The organism is Marinobacter shengliensis (genome assembly GCF_003007715.1).
In the GTDB taxonomy this organism is placed as follows: Bacteria; Pseudomonadota; Gammaproteobacteria; order Pseudomonadales; family Oleiphilaceae; genus Marinobacter; species Marinobacter shengliensis.
Genome location: NZ_PXNO01000021.1, coordinates 45,084 through 59,804 on the forward strand (window position 1 = coordinate 45,084; position 14,721 = coordinate 59,804).

General features: G+C 56.2%; 17 protein-coding genes. 9 read left to right on the forward strand and 8 right to left on the reverse strand.

What is annotated here, in order from left to right:
* Positions 1-31 precede the first annotated feature (31 nt).
* On the forward strand, positions 32-583 hold the full coding sequence (locus C7H10_RS06340) for a carboxymuconolactone decarboxylase family protein (protein ID WP_106694196.1): 552 nt from the start codon (positions 32-34) through the stop codon (positions 581-583).
* A gap of 110 nt (positions 584-693) precedes the next feature.
* Positions 694-1,554 carry a DUF547 domain-containing protein gene (locus tag C7H10_RS06345; protein ID WP_106694197.1) on the forward strand — a complete coding sequence of 287 codons (861 nt, stop codon included), beginning with the start codon at positions 694-696 and terminating at the stop codon, positions 1,552-1,554.
* Positions 1,555-1,608: 54 nt separating this feature from the next.
* Here the strand turns inward: C7H10_RS06345 and C7H10_RS19185 are convergent, their stop codons facing one another.
* Positions 1,609-1,767 (reverse strand): hypothetical protein, encoded by a 159-nt coding sequence (locus C7H10_RS19185; protein ID WP_167392882.1) that lies wholly within the window; start codon positions 1,765-1,767, stop codon positions 1,609-1,611.
* Positions 1,768-2,059: 292 nt separating this feature from the next.
* Between C7H10_RS19185 and C7H10_RS06350 the strand changes: the two genes are divergently transcribed.
* Positions 2,060-2,524 (forward strand): MarR family winged helix-turn-helix transcriptional regulator, encoded by a 465-nt coding sequence (locus tag C7H10_RS06350; protein WP_106694198.1) that lies wholly within the window; start codon positions 2,060-2,062, stop codon positions 2,522-2,524.
* Between the two features lie 144 nt (positions 2,525-2,668).
* Here the strand turns inward: C7H10_RS06350 and C7H10_RS06355 are convergent, their stop codons facing one another.
* From C7H10_RS06355 to C7H10_RS06380, 6 genes are all read right to left on the reverse strand, one after another.
* Positions 2,669-3,559 (reverse strand): SRPBCC family protein, encoded by an 891-nt coding sequence (locus tag C7H10_RS06355; protein WP_106694199.1) that lies wholly within the window; start codon positions 3,557-3,559, stop codon positions 2,669-2,671.
* Positions 3,560-3,942: 383 nt separating this feature from the next.
* Positions 3,943-4,689: an amino acid ABC transporter ATP-binding protein gene (locus C7H10_RS06360; protein WP_106694200.1), complete on the reverse strand. Its 747-nt coding sequence runs from the start codon at positions 4,687-4,689 to the stop codon at positions 3,943-3,945.
* On the reverse strand, positions 4,686-5,360 hold the full coding sequence (locus C7H10_RS06365) for an amino acid ABC transporter permease (RefSeq protein ID WP_106694201.1): 675 nt from the start codon (positions 5,358-5,360) through the stop codon (positions 4,686-4,688). Before C7H10_RS06365 ends, C7H10_RS06360 begins: the two co-directional genes overlap by 4 nt.
* A 26-nt stretch (positions 5,361-5,386) precedes the next feature.
* Complete coding sequence (locus C7H10_RS06370) at positions 5,387-6,142, reverse strand: amino acid ABC transporter substrate-binding protein (protein WP_106694202.1); 756 nt, start codon at positions 6,140-6,142, stop codon at positions 5,387-5,389.
* Between the two features lie 69 nt (positions 6,143-6,211).
* On the reverse strand, positions 6,212-7,387 hold the full coding sequence (locus C7H10_RS06375) for an ADP-ribosylglycohydrolase family protein (RefSeq protein WP_106694203.1): 1,176 nt from the start codon (positions 7,385-7,387) through the stop codon (positions 6,212-6,214).
* A gap of 147 nt (positions 7,388-7,534) precedes the next feature.
* Entirely contained in the window at positions 7,535-7,969 is a 435-nt protein-coding gene (locus C7H10_RS06380; RefSeq protein WP_106694204.1) for an MAPEG family protein, read from the reverse strand.
* 129 nt (positions 7,970-8,098) lie between these two features.
* On the opposite strand from C7H10_RS06380, the gene C7H10_RS06385 reads away from it, so the two are divergent.
* Positions 8,099-8,665 (forward strand): TetR/AcrR family transcriptional regulator, encoded by a 567-nt coding sequence (locus C7H10_RS06385; RefSeq protein ID WP_244178200.1) that lies wholly within the window; start codon positions 8,099-8,101, stop codon positions 8,663-8,665.
* A 415-nt stretch (positions 8,666-9,080) separates the two neighbouring features.
* Entirely contained in the window at positions 9,081-9,377 is a 297-nt protein-coding gene (locus C7H10_RS06395; RefSeq protein ID WP_106694207.1) for a hypothetical protein, read from the forward strand.
* Positions 9,378-9,594: 217 nt separating this feature from the next.
* On the opposite strand, the gene C7H10_RS06400 is transcribed toward C7H10_RS06395, so the two are convergent.
* Positions 9,595-10,266 carry a TVP38/TMEM64 family protein gene (locus C7H10_RS06400; RefSeq protein WP_106694208.1) on the reverse strand — a complete coding sequence of 224 codons (672 nt, stop codon included), beginning with the start codon at positions 10,264-10,266 and terminating at the stop codon, positions 9,595-9,597.
* 231 nt (positions 10,267-10,497) lie between these two features.
* Between C7H10_RS06400 and C7H10_RS06405 the strand changes: the two genes are divergently transcribed.
* The 4 genes from C7H10_RS06405 (at position 10,498) to C7H10_RS06420 (ending at position 14,671) form a co-directional block, all read left to right on the forward strand.
* The gene (locus tag C7H10_RS06405) at positions 10,498-12,870 is read left to right on the forward strand and encodes an amylase (RefSeq protein ID WP_244178201.1); all 2,373 of its coding nucleotides are present in this window, start codon (positions 10,498-10,500) and stop codon (positions 12,868-12,870) included.
* Between the two features lie 82 nt (positions 12,871-12,952).
* Positions 12,953-13,240 (forward strand): hypothetical protein, encoded by a 288-nt coding sequence (locus C7H10_RS19245; protein WP_208622807.1) that lies wholly within the window; start codon positions 12,953-12,955, stop codon positions 13,238-13,240.
* Between the two features lie 78 nt (positions 13,241-13,318).
* Positions 13,319-13,882, forward strand: a complete 564-nt coding sequence (locus C7H10_RS06415) for a DinB family protein (protein ID WP_106694210.1) — start codon at positions 13,319-13,321, stop codon at positions 13,880-13,882.
* An 87-nt stretch (positions 13,883-13,969) separates the two neighbouring features.
* Complete coding sequence (locus C7H10_RS06420; RefSeq protein WP_106694211.1) at positions 13,970-14,671, forward strand: NRDE family protein; 702 nt, start codon at positions 13,970-13,972, stop codon at positions 14,669-14,671.
* The last annotated feature ends 50 nt before the right edge of the window (positions 14,672-14,721 follow it).

The following is a 14,721-nucleotide window of genomic DNA, read 5'->3' on the forward strand; positions in this document are numbered from 1 at the left end:
GATCATTCATAAACTTGATTGGAGTACCGCAATGGCAGATTTCAAATTACACGATGCCCAGTCCGCTCCCGAGGGAGCCAAGCCGTTCCTGGAAAATTCCCAAAAGAACTTCGGTATGATTCCCGGCCTGCATGCGGTCATGGCAGAATCGCCGCAAGTGCTTGAGGCCTACCAGAAACTGCATCAGCTGGTACTGGACAGCAGTTTCACCAACGATGAAAAAACTGTGGTCTGGCAGACCATCAACGTTGAGAACGCTTGCCACTACTGTGTTCCCGCTCATACCGGGATCGCGAAGATGATGGAAGTGTCTGACGACATCACCAATGCCCTGCGTGACGAGACCCCGCTTCCGAACGACAAACTTGAAGCGCTGCGTGATTTCACCCTGGCAGTCATGCGCAAGCAGGGTAACCTGAGTGAAGATGACTTAAACGCGTTTTTCGAGGCAGGTTACGATAACCGGCATGTTTTGGAAGTGATTATGACGTTGTCTCAGAAAACCCTGAGTAACTACATCAATCACATTGCGAAAACACCGGTCGATGAGCCTTTTAAAAAGTTTGAATGGAAAAAGGCCTGATGTCCGGCGGTGATTGGCCGGCTGCTTGCCGGCCAATCACCGCCTTGCCGTAACAACTCGCCCTGAAGTGTGTCGATATATCCTATTTAGACACCATGAATGGAGTTGTTATGACCGGTTATTTCTCGATTTTCAGCAAAACCCTGTCGCGCGGGTTGATCGCGCTAGGGTTCCTGTCGGCCAGTGTGCTGGCGGACACCTCCCCTTACGAGCCGTTCCAGCAGCTTGTCACCGATCATCTTATTGAGCACATGCTGCCGGGAAATGGTCTGGTCTCCGCCTTTGATTATGAATCGGCTCTAGCCGATGATAAGACGCTGCCGCGTCTCGAACGACAGCGAAGCCGTTTGGCGTCCTTTGATCTGAACCAGCTTGAAACACAGGCGCAAGCCGTGGCCTTCTGGATCAACGCCTATAACTTTTTCATGATCGACCAGATTCTGACCGAGCGGCCGAATGGCCAGCTGGTGTCTTCGGTGTGGGATTACGGCGGCCGAATCAATCCGTTTGTCAAAAATGTCTTCGGCCGCGCCCATTTTACGGTGGCTGGCCAGGCTTACAGCCTGGATGATATCGAGAAAGGGATTCTTCTGGGCGATGACTACCAGGCCCGTGGCTGGAAAGACGCGAGGGTGCATTTTGCCGTTAACTGCGCCTCTGTGGGTTGCCCGCCTTTAAGGGCAGAGATCTATACCGCGGCGAACCTGGAGCGATTGCTGGCCGAGAATACCCGGCGGGCATTGAGCACCGAGCGCCAGCTCCGGGTTGAATCCGGACGTTTGTATGTGAGTGAGCTGTTCAAGTGGTACGAGGAGGATTTTCAGGAGGCTTCCGGATCAAACCGGGCATTCATTCTGGAGTGGGCGACGCCTGAGGTGTCTGAGCGTGTTAAAAGCGCGGCCGGGCTGAGCTACATCGACTACGACTGGAGCCTGAACACGCCTGAGAACTTTCCAGAGATTCGCCGATAGAGAAATCGAAAATTGATTGGCCGCCATACCGGAAGGACAGCGGCCAAATTCTGTTTACTTGGATTGTGAACCCGCGCGTGACGCTACCTCAACGGTTTTGTCCGGATAGCTGCGAGCTTCGTTAAAGCGATCAGCCTGGCCATTCATTGCCATTGAGACGCTGGCGGATGCTGTCAGGACAATCGCTGTCATCAAAACAGTGAACTTTCTCATGGCTCAAATCCTCTCGTTGTTTGGTGATCGGTGCGAGCCTCCTTTTGATGAGGAGATCTCTGCGCCTGATATACAGACACTCGAGAGAGACTACTTGTTACAGTTCAGCAGGAGTTTCAAACAGGGTTTGGCTCTGTTGATATAGCTATATGAGTTAACCGGTGGTTGAGTGTCAGCAATTCTTGCAAGAAACTGGCCTCATTCCAGCGCTTGCCTACTATCAGGAGGAAGATGCAGTACACTATTGCCACGGCTTTCCACGATTTTTCAAATACAGCCATGGCACAGAATTATGACGGTTAGTTTTACTGAGCGGGGCACACCACTTGCCGAAAGCGACACCCTCACCCTGGTGCAGACCTCGGGCATGGTGAAAGACAGGATCTCTGAAGTTGCAGCCGCCCGGCTTCGTGATCGAGGCTATGCGGATGTATCCGCTTCCTTACTTGGGTTTCTGGGTGCCCTGGACTGCGGGGTGAACTTTGGTTCTGACATTGCCCGAAGGCTCGATATTTCACGCCAGATGGTGGCAAAAACCGTGAGGGAGTTGAGCGAAGCCGGTTATCTTGTCCAGGGAGCCGGACCGGGTAAGCTCAAACCTATTGAGTTTACGCTGAAGGGCGAGAGGTTGATGTCCGAGGTTCGACAGATCCTTGCAGAGATGGATCGTGAGCTGAACAAGAGCGTCGGCAAGAAAAGCCTCAAGGATCTGGTGCGAGAACTGGATGCGCTAGCCGGCACTCTTGGAACTCTCTGATCGCACGAAGGCTGGTTGTCAGTTCTCGCAGTTGGATCCCAGCCTGTCAATTTCTTCCCCACTCATTGTAGCCCCTCCTAAACAATCGCCACAGGCTTTAACAATGGTGTCGTGAGCGACCACTAGTTGCAGCCCAAGCGCTAGTCAAGCTGTTGCCTGATCTTCAGAGTCTGCGAGTTCTCCAGAATCCCGTGAAAGCGCCTGTGTTTCCATGTTTACGATCACACTAGGAAATGTTCTGTCGACACCGAAGGCCAGCATTGCCATGATCACCGGCGCCAACCATTTGGGTTTCGGATGTAGCTTCCACCAGACGACCACTTCGGATCCGTCCGGGATCTGTTCAACCCGCCAGCCCCCAACCATCCAGGTCGCCGGATAAGGAAAGCCTGCCTCGTCGGTCAGGAATTCAACCTCATAGCATCTGCGGTGTTCGTCATACTCGGTACAGCGCTCCCGCCATTGGTTGCCTTGGTTATCTTCACAGGCTCGCAATGGAAGGTCGCCGTCGTGAACGTCTTCAATTCGCGAGGAAGCCAGATTCGGAGCATACTGGGCGATGGCCCCCAGATTTCCGACAATGTGCCAGAGGCTGTCTGCATCCGAGACGGACTTGTGCCGGATGAAATAGCCATAACAACGGTCCTTTGGCAGGAAGTACATTTTTTTCAATCCAGCCATCTGGGTGAGCCCAAAGCAAAGCACAACCGCAGCAACGGCAAGTATCCCAAAGATTCCCTGAGGAGTGAGGTGTGAGCTCCAGAGGATCAAGCCCAATATGGAACCCAGAACCCAGATGAAATCACCGGCGCTGGCGTACAGTGCTCGCCAGCCGGCGACCTGGTTCCGAGTGGCTTGATGCAATAGATCCATAGAAAAAATCAGCAACCCCAACCCCACTGCTTGAAAGGCCATGGGGGAGACTATTCCAATCAACCCGCCTATGAGATCTGGCAGGAAAAGCAGGAAAAGTCCTGAAATACCCGAAAACGCCGCATTGAGTTTCAGTGCTGTGCGAACGAGTGTCTGGTTCATGTTGATTCTCCCAGGTTAATATATGTCAACCGAGTAGACAAAGTAGGGAGGGTTATGCAGTTTGTCAACTATATTGACACATGAAATTCGAGCCGTGTTTGCGTGGGGGAGGTTTTAATTTGAATGAGTTGAGTGCTTCTCGTTATCTCTGAGGTGTAGAAATCTGCCCTACACTGAATAATGATTTCCCACTGAAAAGGAGGTAAACCATGAACAAAGTTTGCGCAGTGATGGGCGTCGGTGCGGGAATGGTGAAGCCTTTGTGAGACGCTTCTGCAGTGGCCCACGCTGTCTGGTCTCTCATCCAGCAGGACCCGTCTGCCTAGACCTTTGAGCTGGATATCCGACCGTTCGGGGAAGCCTGGTAATAACTTCCCGGCTCTTCAGACAGGGTTGGTGGCGAGAATCTTCTTCAGAAAATCCTTCGTTCGAGGATCCTGCGGGTTGTAGAAGATCTCGCTGGGTGGGCCCTGTTCCACGATGCGGCCGCCGTCGATAAAGATCACCCGGTCCGCTACGTCCCGGGCGAATGACATCTCGTGGGTGACCACCATCATGGTCTGGCGTTCTGACGCCAGCTGTTTCATCAGCCCCAAGACTTCCTCCACCCACTCAGGGTCCAGCGACGACGTGGGCTCATCAAACAGGATGACCTCGGCGCCGGCGGCCATGGCACGGCCGATACCAACCCGCTGCTGCTGGCCGCCGGACATGGATGCGGGATAGGCATCGGCTTTTTCGCCCAGGCCGATCTGGTCGAGGATCTCGCGTGCCCGTTGGTAAGCCTTTTCCTTGGGCCAGTTGTCCACTACCAGCAGCCGCTCGGCGATGTTCTGCAGGGCCGTCTTGTTGGCAAACAGCGCGTAGTTCTGGAACACGAAGGCGGTTCGCCGCCGCATGGAGAGAATATCCGCCCGGCTGGCTTTCTTCACATCCACAGTAAGGTCCCCAACGGTCATGGTGCCTGCGGTGGGTTGCTCCAGGAAATTGATGCAGCGCAGCAGGGTGGATTTGCCGGTTCCCGAAGGCCCGATGATCACCACGATTTCGCCCTTCTCAATAGTAAGGTCGATGCCGTTGAGGACCACGGTCTTGCCAAAGTGTTTGCTCAGTGATTCCAGTTTGATCATCGGCTATAGGCCTTGTTCAGGCGGATCTCCAGGTAGTGCTGAAGTTTTGACAGCAGTTCAACCACGATCCAGTAAATGATGGCGGCGACAATGAACGCCTCAAAGTAGAGGAAGCTACCGGCGGCCTCTTTCTGGGTGGCACCCATCAGTTCGGTGACCCCCAAGGTGAACGCCAGGGAGGTGGCCTTGATCATGTCGATGAAGTAGTTCATCAGCGTGGGCAACGCCACCCGTGTGGCTTGGGGCAGGACGATCCGCCGCATCATCTGGCCGTTGGTCATGCCGATCGACAATGCCGCTTCGGTCTGACTGCGGTCAACACCCACAATAGCAGCGCGTATTGATTCGGCCATGTAGGCGGAGAAGTGCATGGTCAGGCCCATGATGGTTGCGGTAATACCGTCTATCACGGTTAGTGCACTGACCAGTTGTGGTAATCCGTAGTAGAACAGGAACAGCTGCACCAGCAGCGGTGTGCCCCTGAAGAACGAAATGAACACGATGGTCAGCTGGTTGAGCACCGGAATGCGAAGCACCCGGACTACGGCAAACAGGCAGGCAAGAATCAGTGCAAGCACCATCCCGATACCGGCCAGTTGCAGGGTCAGGGGCAGGTACCTGAGCAGCACAGGTACCAGCCCTAGCATGTATTCGACGTTCAACACGTCCATAGGGAATCAGGCCTTGGTGGGTGCCCTCAGGGCTGGGTGATATCCGTGCCGAACCATTTCTCGGAAATGGACGCCAGGGTGCCATTGTCTCTCAGGGTCGCCAGGGCCCTGTTGACCTCGTCACGCAGAGCTCTGCCGGCCTCGGTGTCGCGGAACGGATAGGCGTTGGTGATCTGCGAGAAGGTGGGGCCGGCCAGCTCCAGAGGCAGAGGCTTCTCCTTGATGATCTGGCTGGCACTGACCCTGTCCATCACAAAGGCATCGACGCGGCCCAGGGCGGTGTCACGCTCCAGGTTGCTCTCATAGGTCTTGATATTAATCTCGTCCGCGTAGGGCAGCTCGCGCAGCAGTGCCTCGAAGTTGGAGCCCAGGTTCACGGCAACAGTTTTACCCTTTAGGTCTTCCACACTCTCGACTTCGGTGTTGCCCTTTTTGATCACCACCTGGGCACCGTCATAGACGTAGGGATCGCTGAAAATATACGCCTTCTGCCGTTCTTCGGTGATGGTGATCTGGTTCGCCACCGTGTCGATGCGCCCGGATTCCAGCATGCCAAACAGGCCGGAGAAATTGGCGGTTTCATACTTGACCTCGCGGCCCATCTCTTTGGCCAGGGCATTCATGACATCGACATCAAAGCCTTTGAGCTCATCCTGCTCTACAAACGTAAACGGGAAATACTGGCCGGACATTCCGACTCGCAGTGGGCCCTCCTGCGCAAGCAAAGGTGCGCTCGCGAGCAAGGTGATCGTCAATAACGTGTTGATCAATAGCGTTTTCATAATAACTACCTCCCAGCGTGGATCCTACTTGAAGCATAGTCGGAGGTGAAAATTGGGCAATGATGCCTATCATTGGCTGTTAATCAGCTTCTCAATATCCGTGAGGAGACCAGAGGCATTGGTTACCCGCGCCAACCAGCTCAGAGGGATGCCATGCTGGCCGCCCACCCCATGCAGTGCCGCCATGGCCGGCCCGATGATCCAGGCCCGGCCACAGGAATCGCCGCCGCAATGAATGTTGGCGCGGACGGCTTCGGTATAGCTCGTGGCATGGTTGAGAATATGGAATATCACCGGCATGGCTTCGTGCAGATAGCAGGTGCGGCCGAAGGTGTTGCCGGCTTTGATCGCATCCAGTGATGAACCGAACTGGGCGTTGCTCAGGCTTTCCTGGTCTGGCGCCTCGGTTTTGGCAGTTTCCAGGGCTTCGGCCATGGGTTTGCCCTGGAAAATCTGGTCCAGAAGGGTCGCGGCGCACTTAGCCCAGGCCACGGCCTCGTCATTGTGGTTGGTCACCCGCACGGCAGCTTCGGTGGCCTCCATCAGCTTGTTGCTGCCGGAATAGCAGGCTACCAGTGGTGGTAGCTTGGACACTGCAGGCAGTTGCATATCGTCGGCGCCGCTTTCCGGTAGCAGATGCTGATCGATGGTTTTAGCGAGGTAAATGCCTGCTTCCTGTATCTCGGGTTCCTGATAGGTAAGGCTGATGGCCTTTCGAACCGGTTCAGCCAGTTGGTCGCCGCTCAGGCGTCGGGTGTAGGGCAAAACTTTCTGCACCAGTATCCGTTTCTGCTTTTCGGTCAGTTCGGCAGCGGTGCCCGATTGCGCCTGTTCAATGGCATTCTGTTCGATGGTGTTCAGATTGTTCAGAGTGACCCGGGTGGGGTTGTCGATATAACCCTGCCAGTGGCCACCAGGTCCGAAATACGCCCGGAAACGCCGCTGGTAATCGCGGATATCCAGCTTGCCTTCACTGGCCAGAAGGCTGTCGATCAGCACCCCGGTGGCCGCCCCGTAGTGGCTGATATCGCCGGACTGTTTGCCTTCATGCGCAAAGTAGCCAAATCCGCCTTTGAAATAGTCCGCCTTCGGCGGCAGGAATTCCGGCGACTGGCCGCCCACCTCATCGATTCGCTGGCTGTCATACAGCCAGTGCAAACCGAGGCCGGCCGCATCCGCCACCCAGCCGCCGGCAAGAGCGGCGACTATGGCGGGTTTTCTCTCGATGGACACGCTGCTGGTCATTGGAAATCCTTATCAGTCGGTTTCAGAATTCGATATGACTAAGAGATAAGGCGGTTGCCACCTTCGAGGCACCGGACACTGCTGATCACGTGCAGCACCTGTTCGACGGTAAAGCCGACCAGATACGTGAGCTGTGCGCGACAATCCTCAGTACGGATCAACGACGCCCGTAGCCAGATTCCAGGCCACCAAGATGAGCATGGCCAACAATATCACGCATCCAAACACAAACAGCCGCAATCTCAAGGGTACATAATTGGAGCCTACATGCACGTAGGCATGAGCGTACCGACTCAGTGCAAACAGCCAAGCCAGGGCGATGGCCAGTGTACCTGCCGCATTGATGCTGTATGTAACCAGACAGAGTACGTAGAACAACACTGGCGCCTCAAACTGGTTCGCAATGTTGTTAGAGACCTTGACCACCTCCCCGGGCCATACCCGGTTATCCAATGCCGCCTGCTGACGATTCACCTTACCGGTTTTTACTGCTCTGGCCTTCCTGATCCCAAGCATAATGAACATCGCCAGGGTCAGAGCAATCTGGGCTAGAACAGGCCAGAAAATATCGCTTGAGTTCATGGGGTTCCTCGCTAAAAAATACCTGCTGCTGCTAAAATGGACAGCGTCAATTTATGCTGATATATGGACGGTGTCAATTTGAAAAGGCAACAGAAACGCACGGTGGGACAAAAGCATGGTGATCTACGAATGGAACTGCTTCGTGAAGGAGTAATTCTGTTAGACAGTGAGGGTATTGGCGGTGTCACAATTCGTGCGGTAGCACGTAATGCAGGCGTCGCTCATTCAGCGCCAGCCAATCATTTCCCCTCCAGGCGCGCTATGCTGACTGCCATAGCCGCAATGATCTTTGCCGACCTGGCTGATTTAATAGCAGAGGCGGTAGCTGATACGGTTGATGAACCCGAACAATCCATAAAGGCATTCGCTGAAACCTGCTTCCAATTTGCTCTTCATTCCCCACATCGCTATCAACTAATCTGGCAACGCCAGTTGGTCGATCATGACGATCCAGTCTTAGCCAAGGAAATGGAGCGTGTGTATTCAACCCTGCTCTCACTGTTGCGGCAAGGCCAGGTAAACCGCCGCGTGGACATGGAAACCAACGCAATTGCAATCTGGTCAATGATTCACGGCTACATCAGCCTGCGGCTGGATGGAAACTTGGTGGCTGCAGAAGACACTGTAACGAACCTTCCTCGTAGTAAGGCAATTCTGCTGTCGCTCCTCGATGGCATCTACTGCCGTGAAACTTGAACCCAGTGAGCACCCTGGCCTGGCTGGCCAGATGGGTCGTGTTGATCGTGGCAGACGTGGAACCGGACCTGCGCAGAATAATCTACCAGTTCGGGCTTCTGCCCTGGTTTGCCGTGGCATCTCTGGTGCTGGCGTTGATACTGGTTTACTGGAAGTTTCGTATCGCTGGTGAATGTTGGGCGGCATTATGTTGGTTTGGATCTTCGCCGGTGGTGAAATCGGCAAACACCTCAGTAGCAGGTCCTGATGGGGATTGGGTCGGCACTCGCGCTGGGACTTCGCTTCAGCAGACATTGGGCACTTGGGCAAAAGCGGTAATGCGCAGATAGGCACTTCTTGGCCATGTAACATTCGGCTGGCAGGCGTGTCAGTGTTCAGTAAGACACAAAACGGCAACTGCCGTTGGAGGCATGATATGAAATCTGCGCTACTGGTTGTGTTTTCTCTGATCTGGTCTGGTTCTGTTCTCGCCTCGGGCTCTGAGACGGTGCCGGGTTATGTTAACTACGACTATGCATCGTCTAACGCTGGCGAGCCGTTCAGCTTGTTGACGACAGGCATCGTGGTGCCGCCGGGCATTTATGAACCAGGCTACGTGAATTACCGCTATCCCTCAGCGAACGATGGGCCAAAATCGGCTAACACCGGCAAATGGTTGGCCTCTGGTGTGTTTGAGCCGACTTACCTTAATTACTGCATTGAATCTGTGTGACCCCTGCATTGTTGGTCGGGGCGTAAACCCCTTGGGTGGAGCTGGTCTCCACCCTTTTTTTGATGGCCCCTTCGATAACCCAGAGCCGGCGAGCCTCATGGCATCTCGCGAGTTGATGAAAACCCGAGCCAGGTGCTGTTCGCCCTGGACAGGGCGCGGGCGAACCAGGGCATTAGGTCTGCATTTTCGGGGCGGCGCATCGGACATTCTTTTGTTGCTATTGGTTCAGTTTCAGCCAACGGGCCAGCCTTGAGCCGGGGCGTCGGCTGATCGACCAGGGTAACCATACCATGGCGGCCAGAATCGCAGCGCCAGCCAGCACGGTCAGCATAGGGTTTAGCCTGAAGGTATTCCCCAGCCCTGCGAAGACCACCGTCATCGGGAGCATGCCCAACAGAGTCGCGACGGCGAAACGCCAGGCCCTGATGGCCGTCACGCCAGCGGCGTAGCTAATGAGGGCGAATGAGAACACGGGAATCAGCCGCATCAGCAGGATGGCGATGGTGAGGAAGCGCTGTGAGCCATCTTTGGCCAGAACAGGGTTGTCAGGGAACCGCTTGCAGATGGCTTCCCGGCCGAGGAACCGGGCAATCCAGAAGGCTGCAAGGGCGCCGATCACGGCACCCGTGGCAGCAATAGCGGTTCCCGGCAGGATGCCAAAGGCGAGTCCGGCGGTGGCACTGACTGGAAGTGTGGGGATTGGGCCTACAACCACCGCGATTAACATCAGCAGCATTAACAGCATGGGCCCGGCCGCACCCTGGCTTTGTAACCAGGTTGCCAGGGCATCCGGTGACAGGTTTGGCGGCATTCCCAGGATCTGCAGCAGCCACCAGGCACCCGCCAGTGCGGCGATTATCACCAGAACAACCGCAATTCGTGATGTCATTAAACAGCCTTATCGATTGCCCGTGAACAGACTCACCTGACCATGAGCGCCAGCGCGTGTGAGGGCATTATGCACAAATTGAAGGCCACCCCGAAGCCCAACCGATAGGCCGGAAAATTTCGAGCCGTGCTGTAACAGTTGCAGATCTCATGTGTCGGTATTCGTGAAACGCAGAAATCAGTGCCCTGACAACGACGGGCAACGGACAACCGGAACGGAGAGCGCGACAAGATGACTCGGCACTATTGGATGGGTGGCAACAGGTCTTATGAACAGGACCGTTTTTTCGAGCAATCCCTCGATAAATCTTTGTGGCGCAAGGCTGAGAGCGCAGACCAATGGGATGCCTGCTGGTACACCGGCATGCCTGCCCCCGAATTTTTCAGCCAGGTGGGGCCGGAGCGGAAAATCAATCACATCCCCGGCAACAATGCCCTCACGGTGAAAAGCCGCCTTTACCGCAGCCTGATGGACTTGCGGGATCGCGTCGAGCGGCAGCAAAAGGGCGGCAAACATCTGACCGACCGCCTGGCGTTCGTGCCCAGGGTGTTCTCGATGCCTGAGGACTACCATGCCTTCCAGCAGGCGGCGTTGGATAATCCGGACAAGCGCTGGTTGCTAAAGCCGAAGAATGCCGCCCGAGGCAAGGGTATTCAGCTGGTGGGTGATCCGGCCGAAGTGCCGATGGAATCCTCCTGGATGGTTCAGGAGTACCTGGAAAATCCTCACACCATGCACGGCCGGAAATACGTTTTGCGGTTGTATGTGCTGGTCTCTTCGGTCTCGCCCTTTCGCGTTTACCTGTACCACCAAGGGTTCGCCAAGCTGGCGTCCATGCCTTACAACGAGGAAAACGCGAATAATCCCTACAGCTACCTCACCAATCCGGATGTGAACGCGCTGAATCTGGATGCCGAAGTGCCCGTGGAATTCGTGGATTTCGAACGTTACCGGGCCTGGCTCCGGGAGCAGGGACACGACGATGAAGCCCTATTTGCCAAAATCGAGGACATGGTCGCCCTGACCTGTCTGGCTGCCCTGGAACCCATGCGTGAGCGTTCCCGGGTGATCGGTGCCGATACCCGAGGCTGTTATGAATTGATGGGCATTGATTGCCTGATTGATGCGGACATCAAACCCTGGATCCTTGAGTGCAACCTCAGCCCTTCGCTAGAGGTGTGCGCCGGCCCGGAGAGTGGCGGCGACATTGAGGAGCAGATCAAGGGCGGCATGGTGGCCGACATGGTAAAGCTGCTCGGGTTGAACAATTCGTCCGCCAGGGCAGCCGATGGCTCAATGGTTGAACGCCTGGTCCGGGAAACTCAGGTGGAACTGGCCAACCGGGGCGGCTTCCGAAACCTTATCCCCGGAGCGGATCCGGCCGCCTACCTGCCATTTATGGCCCTGCCCCGATTATCCGACTGGGTAGTCGCTCAGGCGCTTTCAGATCGCCCTTTGAAACAGCCCCGGTTGGAGCGCTGGGTGGCAGAGGAAACCTTCAGCGAAGACCAGGTTTACCTCTACGACACCCGCCTGGGCCACCTGAGCAGCCTGAACGAGACCGCGTCTTTGATCTGGTTGATGGCCACAGAGGGCGCCGGGCCCGATGACATTGCTTCGGCGTTGGTGGAGTCTGCGCTCAAGACCACGCCTTCGGCTCCTGATGCGTGGGCGATTCGCAATGATGTCTGGAATACCCTGGCGGACTGGATCAACAACCGGTTCCTGATTCAGTCAGAACAAGCCGCCTCAAACCCTGCCCCGGTGGAGGCTCAGCCTCCAGTACCGGAAACCTCGGCAATGATGTCGATGACGTTGTCCTGCGGTCGTTTCCGGGCGCGGTTCTACACAGACAGTGCCCCCCTGGTTAACCAGATTGAACACCTGTTCGAGCCCCTGGCTGTCCATGATGAGGCGGGTAAAGACTCCTTGCCCAGGCTGGAAATTGTTCGGGATATTCCGGGTTTTACTCTGATTCTTGATGGTCAGGTGGTCCGCTCTCGGCTGCCGCTCTCCGGCGTTGCCCAGGCGCTGGCCGATTGCCTGGCTGCCCATGCGGCTAAACACCATGACATTGCAGTGGACGCCGGACTGGTCTCCCGGCAGGACTCGGATCACCCCCTGTTTATGATCAGCCATTGCCGGCTGGATCTAAGAGATACCCTGACGTTGGCCCTGGCCAATCGCTGGCGGGGCAACTACGGCCGGGGAGCAATACTGAACGCCGCGGAGGACTATCAGGTTGAGGGTCTAAGTCTGCCGTTGCTGCACCGGGCTGAGGGTGACGGCATTGAGGTTGCTAAGGCGGCCACAAGCCAACACTCAGGCTTGGTGCGGGCGCTGCTGGTGCCGACGGAAGGGCCTCTCCCCGAGGCGAACGGTATCCAGAGCCTGGCGGTTAATGAAGCCCTGACCCACCTGATTGCCAGTTGCTGTGCCGAAGGCGGCGTGCCTCTGGATGCCCATGGTTTCAGCCGCTTGTCGGGTTGGCTGGAGGTCTGTGAACGCTATCTGGTGGATATGAACAATCTGGAGGCCGCCGCAGAGGCGCTCTCCGTGCGGTATTCCGACAAGGTGCCGCAACGACTGTCCGGGAGTCGGTGAGCGCATGCGCACACCGGTTCCGGGATTTGGTAGGGCCGGGCTTGTTGTCCGGTCAACGCGTTAAAACCAAGGAGGACACATCATGTCCAGAGAAGCATATAAACAGCGATTGCTAGGAAAACTTGCACGCGGCATGGCCTACACCGGCCCGGTATTTGCGGTTGTCATGGGTGCCTCGGCATTCAACGTTTCGGCATCCGAAGTATCTGCCGAGCCAGCCTACATGATGCTGGCAGCGGGAGAAGCCGAAGCGGAAGGCAAGGCCGGCAAAAAAGGCTATGGCGAAGGTGAGGCTGAAGGCAAAGCCGAAGGTGAAGGTGAAGCCGAGGGAGAAGGCGAAGGCGAGGCGGAAGGAAAAGCTGAGGCCTGATCTGGTCATCGGTGTGAGCAGGAGCGCGGCTCATGCTCACCCGAACTGTCCAAAACCTGAAAACAATGGATGACAAGAATGACACAGCCAAATTCAGATCACGATCCGGGTATCAGCGGCCTCATTGAGGAAAACACCCTTGCGATCGACCAACTGGTGAACCTGCTGAACATACTCCCAGCGGAATGTTATCGACAGGGTTCCGGTGTCAAGAAGCCGCAGGCGATTGGCAAGCATGTTCGGCACATCATTGATCATTACACCGCTCTGCTGTCTGCATCTTCACGCCCGGGCGCGCTGCTGGACTACGAGAACCGACACCGCGAGTTAGTGCTCGAAACGGACCGGAGGGCCGGTCGCGACCGGCTCATTCGTATCGCACAGGAGTTGCAGGATCAGTGGCGAGAGGGTTGTGAGGGTGAACTGGCGATGCTGCACAACAGCGCCGGTGCGCGACAAATGGTCAGCACCAGTGTTGAGCGTGAGCTGGTATTCCTGGCCAGCCATACCATTCACCACATGGCGATCATCGGCATGTTGGCGGAACAGGCCGGCATGGAGGTCAGCTCCAATTTCGGCGTTCATCCATCCACGTTGCGTTACCTGGAAAAACAGGCCGAGGGTCTGGCCAGAAGTGCTTGAGGTCACATCGTGTGTACGGTCAGTTGGTGCCACTCGCCCCATGGGCTGGATCTGCTTTTCAGCCGGGATGAGTCCCTCGAACGGCCCATGGCCGAGCCGCCTGTTGTGGATCGATATGAGGGCGTAAGTACGGTCATGCCAATAGATCCTCTCGGTGGTGGTACCTGGATAGCGGCAAATGACCGGGGTGTGGCTGTCATGATTCTTAACGACTATCGATATACGTCCAGAGTACCCCCGGGCGACGCGCAGAGCCGCGGAATGCTGGTAAGGAGCTTAAGCCAAATGAGCAACGCTGCCGAAGTCCGCAATTACCTGTTTCGGGCGACACTCAAGAACTTTCCACCTTTTCTTCTGTTGGCGTTTGAGCCTGAAAGAGCCAGCCCGACCCACTGGGCGTGGGACGGGGAGACGCTGCGGGAATCGACGTTGACAGGTGGTTCCTGCATCAGCACCTCTTCCTGGTTGCCCAGGCTGGTGCCGGCGTTACGTCGACTGTTGATTCGCAGGGCACTTGGGCACTGTCAGCCGGATCAGGCGTTCTCGAAGCTGTTGTCACTGCATCGCAATATCGAGCCCTCCCTACCGCCAAGGCTGGCTGTGGCCATGCGGCGGGAGGGCCGAGAAACCGTGAGTCTCACACACCTGCGTGTGGGTAAGAGCGAGGTGATCATGCGGTATTGGCCGGGGCACCCCTCGGAGTCTTACAGCAACGATCCTTTCCTGGCCTCGATTGGCCTGGACAGAGTGCCAGCCGAGCCAGGATGGCCAAAGACCAACTCAAAGTAACAAATACGCGGCCGGGGTGTCCGTGTTCAAAGGCCAGAAACAGGCCAGCA